This is a genomic window from Herbidospora sp. RD11066 (assembly GCF_054661255.1).
Window position 1 is genome coordinate 220,497 of the sequence record NZ_BAAGDO010000006.1, and the last position, 15,415, is coordinate 235,911.

The 15,415-nt window shown below is 71.8% G+C and carries 15 protein-coding genes; 7 read left to right on the plus strand and 8 right to left on the minus strand.

Going from position 1 to position 15,415, the window contains the following annotated elements; translation table 11 throughout:
- Positions 1–14 precede the first annotated feature (14 nt).
- The 5 genes from ACYQ78_RS23835 to ACYQ78_RS23855 are packed head-to-tail and all read left to right on the plus strand — an operon-like array spanning position 15 to position 6,297.
- Entirely contained in the window at positions 15–959 is a 945-nt protein-coding gene (locus ACYQ78_RS23835; RefSeq protein ID WP_459803110.1) for an ABC transporter permease, read from the plus strand.
- Positions 956–1,831 carry an ABC transporter permease gene (locus ACYQ78_RS23840; RefSeq protein ID WP_459803111.1) on the plus strand — a complete coding sequence of 292 codons (876 nt, stop codon included), beginning with the start codon at positions 956–958 and terminating at the stop codon, positions 1,829–1,831. The genes ACYQ78_RS23835 and ACYQ78_RS23840 overlap by 4 nt, the downstream gene beginning before the upstream one ends.
- Positions 1,828–3,507 carry a dipeptide ABC transporter ATP-binding protein gene (locus ACYQ78_RS23845; RefSeq protein WP_459803112.1) on the plus strand — a complete coding sequence of 560 codons (1,680 nt, stop codon included), beginning with the start codon at positions 1,828–1,830 and terminating at the stop codon, positions 3,505–3,507. Before ACYQ78_RS23840 ends, ACYQ78_RS23845 begins: the two co-directional genes overlap by 4 nt.
- A complete protein-coding gene (locus ACYQ78_RS23850; protein ID WP_459803113.1) occupies positions 3,504–5,180 on the plus strand; it encodes an ABC transporter family substrate-binding protein in 1,677 nt (558 codons plus the stop codon). The genes ACYQ78_RS23845 and ACYQ78_RS23850 overlap by 4 nt, the downstream gene beginning before the upstream one ends.
- A gap of 34 nt (positions 5,181–5,214) precedes the next feature.
- A complete protein-coding gene (locus ACYQ78_RS23855) occupies positions 5,215–6,297 on the plus strand; it encodes a DNA glycosylase AlkZ-like family protein (protein ID WP_459803114.1) in 1,083 nt (360 codons plus the stop codon).
- A 71-nt stretch (positions 6,298–6,368) separates the two neighbouring features.
- Here ACYQ78_RS23855 and ACYQ78_RS23860 read toward each other — a convergent pair whose 3' ends face one another.
- Genes ACYQ78_RS23860 through ACYQ78_RS23870 form a run of 3 tightly spaced genes read right to left on the minus strand, consistent with a single transcriptional unit; the run spans position 6,369 to position 8,595 of the window.
- Positions 6,369–7,205, minus strand: a complete 837-nt coding sequence (locus ACYQ78_RS23860; protein WP_459803115.1) for a hypothetical protein — start codon at positions 7,203–7,205, stop codon at positions 6,369–6,371.
- A gap of 9 nt (positions 7,206–7,214) precedes the next feature.
- Positions 7,215–8,165 (minus strand): AfsR/SARP family transcriptional regulator, encoded by a 951-nt coding sequence (locus ACYQ78_RS23865; protein ID WP_459803116.1) that lies wholly within the window; start codon positions 8,163–8,165, stop codon positions 7,215–7,217.
- A 7-nt stretch (positions 8,166–8,172) separates the two neighbouring features.
- Positions 8,173–8,595, minus strand: coding sequence for a hypothetical protein (locus tag ACYQ78_RS23870; RefSeq protein ID WP_459803117.1), 423 nt, complete (start codon positions 8,593–8,595; stop codon positions 8,173–8,175).
- A gap of 143 nt (positions 8,596–8,738) precedes the next feature.
- Here ACYQ78_RS23870 and ACYQ78_RS23875 point away from each other — a divergent pair, with 143 nt between their 5' ends.
- Together ACYQ78_RS23875 and ACYQ78_RS23880 are read left to right on the plus strand one after the other, a co-directional pair.
- Positions 8,739–10,688 (plus strand): histidine kinase, encoded by a 1,950-nt coding sequence (locus ACYQ78_RS23875; RefSeq protein ID WP_459803118.1) that lies wholly within the window; start codon positions 8,739–8,741, stop codon positions 10,686–10,688.
- Entirely contained in the window at positions 10,685–11,323 is a 639-nt protein-coding gene (locus ACYQ78_RS23880; RefSeq protein WP_459803119.1) for a response regulator, read from the plus strand. Before ACYQ78_RS23875 ends, ACYQ78_RS23880 begins: the two co-directional genes overlap by 4 nt.
- On the opposite strand, the gene ACYQ78_RS23885 is transcribed toward ACYQ78_RS23880, so the two are convergent.
- From ACYQ78_RS23885 to ACYQ78_RS23905, 5 genes are all read right to left on the minus strand, one after another.
- Positions 11,309–12,154, minus strand: coding sequence for a 5-oxoprolinase subunit C family protein (locus tag ACYQ78_RS23885; protein ID WP_459803120.1), 846 nt, complete (start codon positions 12,152–12,154; stop codon positions 11,309–11,311). The genes ACYQ78_RS23880 and ACYQ78_RS23885 overlap by 15 nt on opposite strands.
- Complete coding sequence (locus ACYQ78_RS23890) at positions 12,151–12,738, minus strand: 5-oxoprolinase subunit B family protein (RefSeq protein WP_459803121.1); 588 nt, start codon at positions 12,736–12,738, stop codon at positions 12,151–12,153. Before ACYQ78_RS23890 ends, ACYQ78_RS23885 begins: the two co-directional genes overlap by 4 nt.
- Positions 12,735–13,475, minus strand: a complete 741-nt coding sequence (locus ACYQ78_RS23895) for a LamB/YcsF family protein (protein ID WP_459803122.1) — start codon at positions 13,473–13,475, stop codon at positions 12,735–12,737. Before ACYQ78_RS23895 ends, ACYQ78_RS23890 begins: the two co-directional genes overlap by 4 nt.
- A 10-nt stretch (positions 13,476–13,485) precedes the next feature.
- Positions 13,486–14,988, minus strand: coding sequence for a hypothetical protein (locus tag ACYQ78_RS23900; protein ID WP_459803379.1), 1,503 nt, complete (start codon positions 14,986–14,988; stop codon positions 13,486–13,488).
- A gap of 126 nt (positions 14,989–15,114) precedes the next feature.
- Positions 15,115–15,345, minus strand: a complete 231-nt coding sequence (locus ACYQ78_RS23905) for a hypothetical protein (RefSeq protein ID WP_459803123.1) — start codon at positions 15,343–15,345, stop codon at positions 15,115–15,117.
- Positions 15,346–15,415: the final 70 nt, after the last annotated feature.

Below are 15,415 nucleotides of genomic sequence, written 5' to 3' on the forward strand. Positions count from 1 at the left end.
TGGTGGGGGTAATCATGGTGCGACTGGTGAACTACGTGGCGTTGATCGTCGTCGCCTCCAGCCTGGCGTGGCTGCTGGCCGCGCTGACCCTCGATCCCCGGGCCAACTACGCCGGCCGCACCCCGGCGCCCCCGGCCACCGTGGTCGACGCCGCGCTGTCCGAGGTCGGCCTCAACGACAAGGACCCGCTGGTCGACCGCTACCTGACCTGGGCCTCCGGCATGGTGCGCGGTGACTTCGGCCTCACCTGGGACGGCACCAGCGTCGGCGCCGACCTGGCCGAACGCGCCGGGGTGACCTTCCGGCTCGTTACCAGCGGGCTCGTCGTGGGAGCGCTCATCGGGCTCACGGTGGGCACCCTCGCCGCCGTCCACCACCGGCGCTGGTTCGACCGGCTGTCGGGCGGGGGCGTGTTCCTGCTGCTGGCGGTGCCGACGATCGTGCTGGCCAACGTGCTGATCATCGCCACGGTCTGGTTCAACGACACGACCGGCGTCCGGTTCCTCATGGTCAGTGGCGAGTTCACCACCGGCGGCGCGCTCGACCGGCTCCGACATATCGTGCTGCCCGCGCTGACCCTGGCGCTCCCGGTGGCCGCGGTCGTGAGCCGCTACCAGCGCAGCGCCATGCTCGACGTGCTGGGCGCCGACTACGTGCGCACCGCCCGCGCCAAGGGGCTGTCGCGGCGCAAGGTCATCGTCGGCCACGCCCTGCGGACCGCGCTGATCCCCACGACCACCTATCTGACCTTCACCTTCGGCACACTGCTGGTCGGCGCGACCATCACCGAGACCGTCTTCGGCTGGCACGGCCTGGGCCAGCGGCTCATCTCCGCGATCGTGACCAGCGACGTCAACACCGTCGCCGGGATCACCGCCGTGGCCGCCGTCACGCTGCTGCTGTGCGCGGCCCTGGCCGACGTGCTCCAGCGGGTGCTCAACCCCGGGAGGGCCCGATGAGCGCGACACTCCCCGACGTCGCGGCGCCCGTCGACGACACCCCCGCCGACATCCGGCCGCGCATGTTCTCGGCGACCGGCATCGCCGGGCTCGCGCTGCTCAGTTTCCTCGCCGCGCTCGCCGTCCTCGGTCCGATCCTCATTCCCTGGACGGCCTCCGACCGCGATTTCGAGGCCTTCCTCCAGCCGCCTTCGGCGAATCATCCTTTCGGTACGACCGCATCGGGCGGCGACATTCTCGTCCTCACCCTCTTGGGGCTGCGCAAGTCGCTGCTCATCGGATTCGTCGTGGCCGTCGTGGCCACGGCCATCGCCGCGCTGGTCGGCGCTTTCGCGGGATATTTCCTCGGCTGGGTCGACCGCACGCTGATGTGGGTCACCGATCTGCTGCTCGTCATCCCCGCCTTTCTCGTCGTCGCCGTCGTGTCGTCGGGGCAGGACCAATGGATCGCGCTGGTCGTGCTGCTGGCGGCGTTCATGTGGATGGTGACGGCGAAAGCGGTGCGCGGCGTCACCATCGTGATGCGCGACCGCGACTACGTGAAAGCGGCCCGGTTCATGGGCGTGCCCGCCCACCGCATCGTGCTGCGCCACGTCATTCCGAATCTGGCCTCGCTCCTCATCGCCGACGCCACGGTGAATGTGAGCGCCGCGATCCTGGCCGAGACGACGCTGTCGTATTTCGGGTTCGGGGTGGTGCCGCCCGACGTGTCGCTCGGCTCGCTCATCGCCGACGGGGCGCCGACCGCCCTCTACGCACCCTGGACCTTCTGGTGGGCGGCCGGGCTGCTCATCGCCCTGATCATCGCGGTCAACCTGGTCGGCGACGACCTGCGCGACCGGTTCGACCCGGCCCTGCGAGCGCCCAAATGATCGACGTCACCGGTCTTTCCATCTCCTTCGGGAACACGCCAGCCGTCCATGACCTGAGTTTCTCCGTCGCGCGCGGAGAAATCCTCGGGCTCATCGGGGAATCGGGGTCGGGGAAATCCGCGACCGCGCTGGCCCTCATGGGATTGCTGCCGCGCACCGCCTCGACGAGCGGGTCGATTCTGCTCGACGGTGAGGAACTCACCACCGCCTCGGAGAAAAGGCTGACCGCGCTGCGCGGGCGCGCGATGGCCATCGTGTTCCAGGATCCGCTTCAGGCGTTCACCCCCGTTCATCGCGTCGGAGCGCAGATCGCCGAGGCCATTCGGGTGCACCAGCGCGTCACCCGGAAAACGGCGGCGCGGCGGGCGGTCGAACTGCTCGACCTGGTCGGCATCCGCGATCCGCATCAGCGGGCGCGGTCGTATCCGCATGAGTTCTCCGGCGGAATGCGGCAGCGCGCGCTCATCGCGATGGCCATCGCCAACGATCCCGGTCTGCTCATCGCCGACGAACCCACGACCGCGCTCGACGTGACCGTCCAGGCGCACATTCTCGACGTGCTGAAAACGGCGCAGCGGGAAACGGGCGCCGCCGTTCTTCTCATCACCCACGACCTTTCGGTCGTCGCGAAGGTCGCCGACCGGGTTCACGTCCTGCGGCGCGGCGCGACCGTGGAGACCGGCACGGTGGAGGAGGTGCTGCGGGCGCCGAGGGAGACGTACACGAAGGAACTCATCGCCGCGATGGAGGCCACGGACCGGCCCGCCGCCCCCCGGCCGATCAGGACCGTGCTCGAAGTGCGGGATCTGGTCCGCCACCACCCGGGGGTCAAAGCGGTCGACGGGGTGAGTTTCGACCTCCGCTCGGGCGAGACGCTCGGGCTCGTCGGCGAGTCGGGGTCGGGCAAGACCACGCTGCTCATGGAGATCATGGCGCTGGCCCGGCCGCAGCGGGGCCGGATCACCGTGCTCGGCCGCGACACCGCGAACGTCTCGCGGCGCGACCGCCGCCGGATCCGGCGCGACCTCCAGATCGTCTTCCAGGACCCGTCGTCGTCGCTCGACCCGCGCATGACCGTCGGCGCGATCATCGCCGAACCGCTCACCACCCACGGCCGCTCAGCCGACCGGGTCCCGCTGCTGCTCGCGCAGGTCGGGCTGCCGCTCGACTACGCCGACCGCCACCCCGTCCACCTCTCCGGAGGCCAGCGCCAGCGTGTCGCGATCGCCAGGGCGATCGCGCTCGACCCCGAAGTCCTGGTTTTGGACGAACCCGTCTCGGCCCTCGACCCGACCATCCGCGCCGAGATCATCACGCTCCTGGAGACCCTGCGGGCCGAACGCGGCCTGTCCTACCTGTTCGTCGCCCACGACCTGCCGCTGATCCGCCGCATCGCCGACCGCGTCGCGGTCATGTACCGCGGCCGGATCGCCGAGATCGGCCCCGCCCACCAGATCTTCGCCGCCCCCGCACATCCGTACACGAAAGCCCTGCTCCACGCCTCGGCCCTGCGCGACGACGACCCACCCATCGTCGCGGGCTGCCGTTTCCGCCCCCGCTGTCCCCTGTACGCCGAGCTCCCCGCCGCCCCGAGATCCCGCTGCGTCACCGAGGAACCCGAGATCACCGGCGACTCGGGAGCCGCCTGCCACCACCATCCAGGAGAAGCACCGTGAAACGCGCGTACGCCCTGCTACTGGCCGCCCTGACGACCGCCGCCTGCACCGCCCAGCCGGGTGAGCCGGGCGAGCAGGCCGCCCAGGTCACCGCGGCCGACCTCAACCTGACCCCGCGCGCAGAGGTCAAGACCGGCGGAACGCTCCGCTGGGGCCTGACCGAATATCCCGCCCAGTGGAACCAGAACCACATCGACGGCAACCTGGCCAACGTCAAGACGGTCATGGACGCCCTCATGCCCCGCCCGTTCCGCGCCGACGAACACGGGGTCCTCGCCCTCGACCCCGACTATGTGGCCTTCGCCGACGTGACGCGGGCGACGCCGAAGCAGGTCGTGACGTACACCCTGAACCCGAAGGCCCGCTGGTCGAACGGCGAGCCGATCACCTGGGCCGACTACGCGGCCCAGTGGAAGGCCCTGCGCGGCAGCGACCCGGCCTACCACGTCGCCAACGTCACCGGATATCAGGACATCGCCTCGGTGACGAAGGGCAAGAACGACTACGAGGTCGTCGTCACCTTCACCCGCCCGTTCGGCGACTGGCGCTCCCTGTTCGCCCCGCTCTACCCGAAGGGCGCCAACTCCTCCCCGCAGGCCTTCAACGCCGGCTGGGTCGGCAAGATCCCGGCGACGGCGGGCCCGTTCAAGTTCGGCGCCTTCGACACCCGGGCCAAGACGGTGACGCTGGCCCGCGACGGCAAGTGGTGGAGCGACCCCGCGAAGCTCGACTCGATCGTCTTCCGCGGCCTCGAATCGGACGCGCGGGTGGCCGCCTTCGCCAACGGCGAGCTCGACGTCTTCGACATCGGCCCCTCGGCCGCCGACCTGTCCCGCGCGAAGTCGGCGGCGGGCGCGGTGGTCCGCCAGGCGGCCGGTCCCGACTTCCGCCACTTCACCTTCAACGGCGAGAGCCCGATCCTCACGGACGTCCGGGTCCGCCAGGCCATCGCCCTCGGCATCGACCGCGCGGTCATCGCCAAGAGCGACCTGAAGGGCCTGAACTGGCCGGTCACCCTGCTCGACAACCACTTCCTGATGAACAGCCAGCAGGGCTACCGCCCCAACGCCGACGAACTCGCCGGTCCCGACGCCGCCCGCGCCGGGGCGCTGCTCGACGCGGCCGGGTGGCGGCTGAGCGGGACGGTCCGCTCCAAGGCCGGCAAGCAGCTCGACCTGCGCTTCGTGATCCCCTCCGGCCTGCAGCTCGCCCGATCGGAGGGGGAGATCACCCAGGCGATGCTGGCCAAACTGGGGATCAAGCTGACGATCGAGACCGTTCCGAGCAACGACTTCTTCACCAAGTACGTCATCCCCGGCAACTACGACATCGCGCCCTTCTCCTACGTGGGTACGCCGTTCCCCGTCTCGGCGTCCTACGGGACGTACGCGAACGGGGTCCGGTCGCAGGGCGACGACATCGTGTGGAACGCGAACCTGGGCCGCAGCGGCAACGCCGAGATCGACGCGAAACTGAAGTCGGCGATGGCCGAACTCGACCCCGCGAAGGCCCTGCGCCTGATCAACGAGGCCGACCGGCTGGTGTGGCGCGAGGTCAACGTCCTGCCCCTCTACCAGCGGCCCCAGACCGTCGCGGTCAACTCGGGCCTGGTCAACGTGGGCGCCCGCGGCTTCCGCGACCTCGACTACGCCGACATCGGCTTCAAGTCGTAGGGGTTCTGTCGGAGGGGTCGGCTAGCGTGCGGCCATGGACGTGACGTGGCCGCAGGTGCTGGCGTGGCGGCTCGGCCGTCAGTTCGTGACCTCTCCCGGCACCGACGCGGTGGCCGTGGCCGAGCGGCTCTGCGGGGTGCAGGCCCAGGTGGCGTCGTCGGCCGAGCTGGCGGTCTCGCTCCGGCTCGGCCGGGTCGCCGGGCCGGAGATCGAGCGGGCTCTCTGGAGCGACCGGTCCCTGCTCAAGACGTGGTCGATCCGGGGGACCCTGCACCTGCTGCCCACCTCGTCCTGGCCGGTCTACCGGGCGGTGCTGGGCACCCTCCGCTACTGGGACAAACCCTCGTGGTACCGGGGCAGCGGGGTGTCGGCCAAGGAGCTCGACGCCATCATCGGTGCCGTCCCGCAGGCCCTCGGCGACGCCGAGCTGACCCGCGAGGAGCTGGTCGACGCGGTGATCGCGGTGACCGGCGACGACCATCTGCGCGAGAAGATGGCCTCCGGCTGGGGCCAGCTGTTCAAACCGCTGAGCTTCCTCGGCGAGCTCTGCCACGGGGTGCCGCGCGCCGGGAAGGTGACCTTCACGGCGCCGCCCCGGGTGGGGGAGATGTCCCCGGAAGAGGGCGGGGCCGCCCTGCTGCGGGCCTACCTGGGGGCACACGGCCCGGCGAGCATGGCCGCCTTCGACGGGTGGCTGTTCCGGGGGCTGACCCGGCGGGCCGTCCTGCGTCAGTGGTTCGCCGACCTCGCCCCCGCGACGATCACCGTCGAGGGTGAGGACCTCTTCGTCCTGCCCGAACACGTCGACGAACTCCAGGCGACCGAGCCCTCCGAGGAGACCTTCCTCCTGGCGGGCTTCGACCAGTACATCATGGGCGCACCCCGCGACCTCGAACCCCTCCTGCCCGCGGCGGCGAAGGCGGCGGTCAGCAGGACGGCGGGCTGGATCTCCCCGGTGGTGGTCCATCGGGGGCGCGTGGTCGGCACCTGGGACGCCCGCGACGGCGCCCTGACCGCGACCATGCTGGAACGGGCGCCGGGCGTGGAGGAGGCGGCCGAGAAGGTGCTCGCCCTGATGGGCAAGAACCTCAAGGTGGTGGTCACCGGGGAGCTGTGAAGGAGCCGGGCAACCACGGGGCCGGTGAGGGGCGGCCGTCGTGGCGCTTCCGACGGCCGCCCCCGTGGGGCCTATTCGGTGGCGCAGGTCGCGTAGGTCACGACGCTCCACTCCCTGCCCGTGACGCTCAGTTCGTTGGCGTAGGCCATGGCGGTGTGGTTGGCGGGGATGAAGTTGGTCAGGACGGTCTCACCCGCGGCGCCGGGGATGTCGAATCCGGCGCTCAACGTCTGCTTGCCCGAGGGACAGTCCACGACCGACCCCTTGTCGTCGGAGTTCTCGTCGCTCTCCTCCGACACGACCTGCAGCCCCGCCGGCCTCTCGTCGGCGCAGCGGACGAACACCCGCAGGTAGTAGTCGCCCGCGTAGCCCCGGTGGATCTCCTTGGTCTCCACCGAGACGCCGGTCAGCGTCGGGACGAGCCCGGTGACGCTCACGTTCCCCCGCGCGCCCTCCAGTTGGTAGCCCGAGCCGAGCATCGAGTCGCCCGGGAGGCAGGAGAGCGCGAGGGACTTCGGATTGGGATGCGAGGTGGTGGCCTGCGAGCGGGTGTAGGTGGATCCGTGCGGGTCGCCGCACACGGCCCACACGCCGATCCGCCAGGGGGCGTCCGTGCCGTCGGGGGTCTCGACGCCGTAGGCGCTGACGCCGTCCGAGGTCGGGATCACCTGGTCGATGATGACGGAGCCGCCCACTCCGCCGGTGATCTCGGCGCCGACGCCGAGCACGCGTTTGCCGGTCGGGCAGGAGACGTCGGCGCCCTTGTCGCCGGAGTCGCTGTCACTGGTGCCGGTGACGGTCACCCGCCCGGGGACGTCGGCCGCCGACGGCCCGGCCGTCACCGGCAGGAGGCCGGTGAGCAGCGCGAGGACGACGGAGAGGGTGGCGGTTCTGCGGAGCGTTCTCATGGGATTTCCTTACGGGTGGACGATCCTGGTCCCTCCGCACGGTCGTCCTGGTGACGTCCCGATACCGCGCTGAATTACCCGTCGGCCACCGGTCCTTGTGCATGTGAGAATCGCGTCGGATGTGCTCGCGCCGCTCGGGGGCCACCAACCGTTGTCCGGCGTTCCGGGGAGGGTGAGGCCGGTCAGGGGAAGCCGCTGAGGGTTAAGGTGGGGTGCCTGGCGGAGGATGTCGCGTTGGAGGTCGCGGAGTTCGCCGGAGAGGTCGATGCCGAGTTCCTCGGTCAGGATGCGGCGGGCGGTGCGCAGAGCGTCGAGGGCCTCGCCCTGCCGGCCGCACCGGTACATCGTCAGGGCGAGCAGCGCCCACAGCCGCTCCCGCAACGGGTGCTCGTGTGTCAGCGCCCTCAGGTCCCCCACCAGCTCGTGATGGCGTCCCTGGGCGATCACCGCCGACACCCGCAACTCCTGGACCCGCACCCGGGCCTCGGTGAGGTGCGCCAGGGCGGCGGACAGGTACTCCTGCCCGGCCAGATCCGCATACGGCTCACCACGCCACAACTCCAGCGCCTCGGTCGCGGACCGTTCGACGCGGACGGGATCGGTCGCCTGCTCGACCTCGGCGGCCAGAGCGAGGAAGCGGGTGACGTCCAGGCTAAGGGGGTCGACGACGAGACGGTATCCGGCGGCGCCGAACGGCAGCACCAGGCTCCGGCCGCGAGGGGGCCGTTCCGGCTCCAGCAACCGGCGCAGGTTCGACACGTACGCCTGCACCGCGCCGAGCGCCTCGGCGGGAGGGGCGTCCCCCCAGATCCGGTCGATCAGGGTCGAAGGAGACACGGGCCGCCCCTCGGCCAGGGCCAGGATGCTGAGCACCATGCGCTGCTTGGGCGTTCCGATCTCACGGGGGCGGCCGTCGGCTCCGACGACCTCCAGCGGTCCCAGCACACGGATGTCGGTCACGACGCCCTCACTTCCGCAGGAGCGTCACCAGGCGGAGCCCGGCGAACACGGCCATGGTCAGGTGCCCGGCGACCAGCGCGAGCTGGAACACCCGCTGGGCGGCGGTGAGGTCGGCGGCGTAACCCCCGTCCGAGAAGCCGGACAGGAAGGCCAGCAGCCCGGCGACCATGAGCAGAGCGGCGGCCGGTACGGCGACCGCCCGGCGGCGGACGCTCACGGCGACCGCCAGAACGACTTGGGCGATCATCATCGGGATCGGTGCCGACAGCCGGGCCTGGGGGCCGAGGGCGTCCAGGAAGGTGGGGCTGAGGCCGGCGGACACCGATATCAGCGCGCCCACCACGTCCATGACGAGCAGGACGCCGATGGTGACGACGACGGCGGGGGCGAAGGAGCGCCCGGCCGACGTGACCGGCGGGGTGAGGGACATGACTTCTCCTCGGAAGAGGTCGCAGGGGGTGACGTTCCGAGGATCCGTGGCGGGACCGCCGGGCGTCCTGAGGCGCCGGTCCCGGCGTCGACGGGACTTCTCGTCCCGTGACGCCGGGACTCGTGGCTGGCAGCATCGGGTGCGTGGCGGACAGAACGGCCTGGCGCGTGGTCGTCCCGGTGAGCGCGCTGGTGGTCTTGGTGGCGGTGACCCTCGCCGTCGAGCCCCGGTTGAGGCACCTCGGGGTGACCGGGATCGTGGAGCGTTTCGACGCGTTCCGCTGTGTGGCGGGGCTGGCGTTCGGCGTGCCGGGACTGCTCGTGGTGGCGCAGCGGCCGGCGAGCCGGGTCGGCTGGGTCATGGTCGTCGTCGGCGCGGCGCAGGCGGTGGGGGTGGCGCTGGGGGCGTACGGCCTGCTGGGCATCAACGACGGTGGGCTGCCGGGCGACGACTGGGCCATGTGGCTGTCGAACTGGCTCTGGGTGCCCGCCTACCTGGCCGTACCGACGATCCTGCTGTTGATCTTCCCGGACGGGCGGCTGCCCTCGCCCCGATGGCGACCGGCGGGCGCCGCCGCGATCACCGGGATCCTTCTGAACGCGCTCGACTGGATCCTCCAGCCGGTGACCCTGATGGGTGCGGTCGGCCGCATGTATCCCCCCGACTATGTGGGCGTCTTCGCGCACCTCACCGGCCTCCCGCCGGCGGTCCGCGCGGCCGGGATCGGCTGTTCGCTGGCCGCCGCGGTGGCGGCGCTCGCCTCCCTGGTGGTGCGTTATCGCCGCGCCGACGAGGAGATGCGGCGCCGGCTGCAGTGGATCATGGCGGGGGCGCTGCTGACCGTGAGCATGATCGGTGTGGCCCTGATGGTCCCGTGGGGGGCGCCGATCCTCGCGCTGTCGTGCGTGCCGCTGCCCGCCGGGGTGGCCGTGGCCGTGGTGGCCCACCGGCTGTGGGATCTCGACCTGCTGCTGTCGCGGGCGCTGGCCTTCAGCGCCGTGAGCGTGCTGCTGCTCGCGGGCTACACGCTGATCGCGGTCACGCTGGGCGGCGTCCTGGGCGCGGGTGCGTCGGCGGTGCTGGTCGCGCTGGCGGTGCATCCGCTGTACGTGCGGGCCGGCGCCGCCGCCAACCGCCTCGTGTACGGAGACCGCGACGACCCCGCCCGAGCCCTGCGCCGGTTGGGAGCCCGCCTGTCCGACGCCGACGCCCCCGGCGACCTGCTCGAACGGATGGCCGCCGAGGTCGGCCGAGTGCTGCGCGTCCCCTACGTGGCCGTCGAGGAGCACGGCGAGATCGTGGCCTCCTGGGGCCCGCGCGGCGAGGCCGCCGAACGGGTGCCGCTGCACCATCGGGGCCGTGACGTGGGCACACTGGTGGTCGGCGAGCGGCTGCGCGCCAAAGACCGGGCGCTGCTGGCGGAGCTGGCCCCGCACGTCGCGGTGGCCGTCCACGCCCACCGGCTCGGCGCCGACCTGGAGCGCTCGCACGCCCGGCTGCTGGCGGCCAGGCAGGAGGAGCGCGACCGGCTGCGCTACGAACTGCACGACGGGGTCGGCCCCACCCTCGCGGCCCTCGCGCTCCAGATGGACCGGGGCCGCCGCCTGGTGGACACCGATCCCGGAAAGGCCAAGGAGATCATGGACGACCTGTCCACCCGCATCCGGTCGACCGTCGGCGACGTCCGCGCGATCGTCAACGACCTGCGCCCGCCGCCCCTCGACGACCTGGGCCTCGCGGGCGCCCTCGCCGACCTGGGCCGAGGCTTCGCCGACCACCTCGACGTCACCGTCGACGCCGACCTCCCGGCGCTGCCCGCGCCGATCGAGCTGGCCACCTACCGCATCGCCGCCGAGGCCCTCACCAACGCCGCCCGCCACGCCAGGGCCTCCCGCTGCACCATCCGGGTGCGCGCCCGCGACGCCCTGGAGCTGAGCGTCGACGACGACGGCTCGGGTCTCGGCTCGGCCAGGGAGGGCGTCGGCCTGACGTCCATGCGCCGCAGGTCGGAGGAGCTGGGCGGCACGTTCGAGGTGCGCGGCGACGGCCCCGGCACCCATCTGGTCGTCCGGCTCCCGCTGGTGACCCCGTGATCCGGGTCGTCGTGGTGGAAGACCACCCGGTCTTCGCCGACGGGCTCGTGGCGCTGTTCCGCGACCTGCCCGAGATCGAGGTCGCCGGCGTCGCGGGCACCGCCGAGACCGCCCTCGACCTGGTCGGACAGCACACGCCGGATGTGGTGCTGATGGATCTGCGGCTGCCCGGGATGAGCGGCGTCGAGGCCACCGCGCTGATCAGGGCCCGGCACCCCGCCGTCGCCGTGCTCGCGCTGACGATGATGTCCGACGACGAGTCGATCATCGCGGCCGTCCGGGCCGGGGCCAGGGGCTACCTCCTCAAGGAGGCGCCGCCCGACGAGATCATCCGGTCGCTCCAGGCGGTGGCGTCCGGCCAGGTCGTCTTCGGGTCGTCGGCCGGGAGCCGGGTGCTGGCCGCGCTGGCCGCCGAGACCGTCCGGCCGCCGGTGCTGCCCGAGCTGACCGACCGCGAGCGGGAGGTGCTCGACCTGGTCGGCGCCGGGCTGACCAACCACGCCATCGCCCAGCGGCTGTTCCTCAGCGAGAAGACGATCCGCAACCACGTGTCGAACATCTTCGCCAAACTCGGCGTCTCCGGCCGCGCCGAGGCCGTGGCCAGGGCCCGCGACGCCCAGCTACGACGATCGTGACGGCCTGAACCTGAGGTGGTCGCCGGGCCGGAGCTGGGCCACCTTCGGGAGATCGGCCACGGTGACCACGCCGATCACCGGATAGCCGCCGGTCGGCGGATGGTCGGCGAGGAAGACGATCGGCTGGCCGTCCGGCGGCACCTGGATCGCCCCCGCGACCATGCCCTCACTGGGCAGTTCCCCGGTCCGCGCCCGCCTGAGCGCCGTCCCGGCCAGCCGCGCGCCGACCCGGTTGCTGTCCTGACTGACCCTGTACGACCCCGCGCACAGCGTCGTGAACCCGTCGTCGGTGAACCAGTCGTCGCGAGGCCCGCGCACCACCTCGACGGTCGGCGAGGCCGAGATCGGCCGCTGCGGCGCGACGTCGGCGTGCAGCCCGGCCATCGGCTCGCCCAGCGCCAGGATCGTTCCCGCCGTCAACGGCGCAGGTCCGAGGCCCGAGAGCGAGTCGGTCGACCTGCTGCCCAGCACCGGCGGCACGCACACGCCGCCCCGGATCGCCACATACGTCCGCAAACCCTCGTAGGGCACGCCGATCGACAGGACCGTTCCCGGCGCCATCCAGAACGGCGACCACATGCCGCCCGCCGACGTCAGGACGGCCGCTCCGGTCAGCGCCACCCAGGCACCCCGAGTGAACCGGAGCGCGGCCCCGCCGAAGGTGAGCTCGATCGCGGCGGCGTCCTCGGCGTTGCCGACCAGCCGATTGGCCAGCCGCAGGCTCGGCACGTCGGCCGCCCCCGACCGGGGAACGCCCAGGTGGGCGTAGCCGCGCCGCCCGAGATCCTGGACCGTCGCGTAGGGGCCGGGAGCGATGATCTCGACCGTCACGCCGCGACCATCCTGACCCGGGTGCCCGGCGTGAGCAGGGCGGGGGAGTCGCCGGTCACGTCCCACACCGGCAGTGAGGTGCGGCCGATCAGCCGCCACCCGCCGGGCGAGGCCGCCGGATAGACCGCCGAGTAGGCCCCGGCGATCGCCACCGCCCCGGCCGGTACGGCGGTGCGGGGGCGGTCCAGCCGGGACATGTGCAGAATCGGATCAAGGCCCACCAGATAGGCGAAACCCGGCGCGAAGCCCAGCCATCCGGCCACGAACTCCGACGCCGTGTGCCGGGCGATCACCTCGTCGATGGAGATCCCCGCCAGGGCGGCGACGTCGGGGAGGTCCGCGCCGTCGTACACGACCGGGATCTCGACGGTCTCCCCGGCCACGTCGTGGAGAGGGGAGTGGTCGAGCTGCTCGATCAGCGGGACGAGCCGGTCGGCCCGCCCGCCCACGACCAGCACCGTCTCGGGCCCCGGGACGATCTCCTCGACGTCTGCCAGCAGTCGTAGCCTGGCCTCCAGCCGGTGGGAGGCGGCCAGCGACCCCGTCTCGACCAGCAGGGCGCGCTCGCCCACCCGCCGGATCACGCGAACGCCTCTACTGCCACACCCGCGCCGACGAGCGCATCGCGGACGGCCTGCGCGAGGCGTACAGAACCGGGCGTGTCCCCATGAACGCAGATGGACCGGGCCTCGACCCGCACCTCGGAACCGTCGGCCGCCACCACGACGCCGTCGCGCGCCATGCGCACGGCGCGCGCGGCCACCTCACCGGGATCGTGGAGCACCGCCCCGGGCTCCCGCCGCGACACCAGAGTCCCCTCGGGCGTGTAGGCCCGATCGGCGAAACACTCGTTGACGGTCGGCACACCCATGCCGTGCACCACCGACCCGGGAAGGGTCAGCACCGGCAGATCGCCATAATCATTCACCGCCCCGACGACGGCCGCGGCCTGGACCCGATCCCAGATCACCCGGTTGTAGAGCGCTCCATGCGGTTTGACGTAACTCACCCGGCCCCCGCACGCCCGCGCGATTCCGTCGACCGCCGCGAGCTGGTAGAGGATCTCGGCCCGCAGCTCCTCGGCCGGTACGTCCATCTCCCGCCGCCCGAACCCCGCCAGGTCGCGGTAGGACACCTGGGCGCCGATGGCCACCCCCCGGGCGACCGCGGCCTCGCACACGCGGCGGATCGTCAGCGGGTCGCCGGCGTGGAAGCCGCACGCCACGTTCGCGCTGGTCACGATCTCGAGCAGGGCGTCGTCGTCGCCCAGTTTCCAGGCCCCGAACCCCTCACCGAGGTCGGCGTTCAGGTCGATCTTCATGATCCTCAGCCTAGACGGGCGGCTCGTCGGGGATGTCGGCGATGTCGTCGAGGGCGGCGGCCAGCTCGTCGGGGTGGTCGCCGATGCGCTCGGCGATCTCGATCAGCACGTGTAAGACGTCGTGGCGGTCATGACCGAGGTCGATCAGCCGCTGGGCCGCCTCCCACATCTGGGGCGGATCGCCGTCCCACAGACGCTTGGCGATCTCCTCGTGCCAGGCCAGATGTTCGGCGAAGTCGGGCCGCGACAGCTCGGCCGCGTGGTCCATCTCCAGCAGGATCCGCCGGTCGGCCTCGTCGGCCGGGTTGAGCCGGTCGAGCTCGATGTCGCCGTAGGTGCCCTGGAGCACCGGGAACACGAACGCCCGCCGCGCCAGCGCCGACAGGTCGCCGTCGGGCAGCAGGCGTTCGACCAGCTCACGGTCGAGCCCGAACGACGTCGGGTCGCGGTAGGCCACGCCGAACCGGGCGGTCGCCTCCCACACCGCGTCGAGCGTGGCCCGGATCGCCTGGTCGGGCAGGCCGATGCGCTGCCCCGCGAAGCGGACCCAGGCCGCCAGCACATGGGGCATGGCGTCCTGCTGCGCCGGGGTCAGCATGATCTTGCGGGGCAGCCAGTCGAGCAGGAACGTCTCACACTTGGACGGGCTGACCCGATGCGGGCGGCCGAAATCCTGGTCGCAGCCGTAGTCGATGATGTGGTCGGCGCACCGCGAGGCCGCCGAGGGGTCGGACAGGTTCTCCGCCGCGTCGCTCGCCAGGAACTCGGCCGCGAGCATGGCCCGCCGCTCTCTCGTGTACGGCGCCTCGGAGTGGGCCGGCGCCGGCCGCTTCCGGCCGGGGGGCAGCGCCTTGATCCGCGACCGGGCGAACGCGTGGTAGGCGGAGTAGCTGTCGCTGACGACCTTGGGCGCCTTGCGGTCGTAGGCCTCTTCCCTGGCCGCCTTCATGGCGAACTCGAGCAGCGCCCGCGCCTGCTGCGGCTCGATCTCCTCGAAGCGCAGCATCGGGTTGCCCGCCGCCTCGAGACCGGCCTGCTCCAGCAGCTTGTCGACCTGCGTGGAGACCCAGGCGTCGCGGGCCATGCCCCGCATGTTGTAGTCGACGACCAGCACCAGCGCGTGGAGGTCGTCGCCGTTGTAGGCGAACGTGCTGACCACGGTGTCCTGGTCGCCGTAGATGTCACGCGAGACGTAACACCCCTGGGGCTTCACCGCGCCGACGCGGTCGGCCCAGCCGGGACGGGCGACGTCGGACTCCATGAGGGCCAGCGCGGCCCCCTCGGCCTTGGCGGCCTGCCGGGCGGTGCCGAGGTAGGCGACCGAGATGAGCAGCGTGAGCGCGGCGGGGGTGCCCGCCTTGGCGGCGTAGTCGACGAGGCCCTCACCGAGGATCTGCTCGACGTCGCCGCCGCGCAGCCGCTTCCCCCACCAGGCGCCCAGCATGTCGGACACCATGAGCTCGGCGTCGAGCGGGCTTCGGACCGCGAGCAGCTCGCGGGCCGCGAGAAGCATCTCCGCGAAGACGTCGTCCGGCGGATTTTCCCGGGGATCTCGTCTCCGTCTTCGACTCACGGTTCCACCTTCTCGCATTACGAGGCCAAAAGGCACCGTAACGCGACCCGGTGACTACCCCGTTATTTATCTCCTGCCGGGAGGCGAGGAGTTGACCAGGGCCAGAAGGTGTTCCCGGGCGATCCGCTCGATGCTCACGGGAGTGACGTCGACTCCGAGGTGCTCGGCGCACGCCCAGACGTCGTCGACGCAACGTTCGACGGTGACGAGGGGAACGGTGAGGAATTCCTCGGTGAGCCGGGTGGTGACGGCCTCGCGTGTACGAGCTTCAGTGGAGCTTGTGGCGAGTGTAGGCATAGAGGTAGGCATCCTCGCTTGCTGTGGGAATTCCGGTGCTCGGTGGGGCACCGGTTGTCGGGCGAAAGTG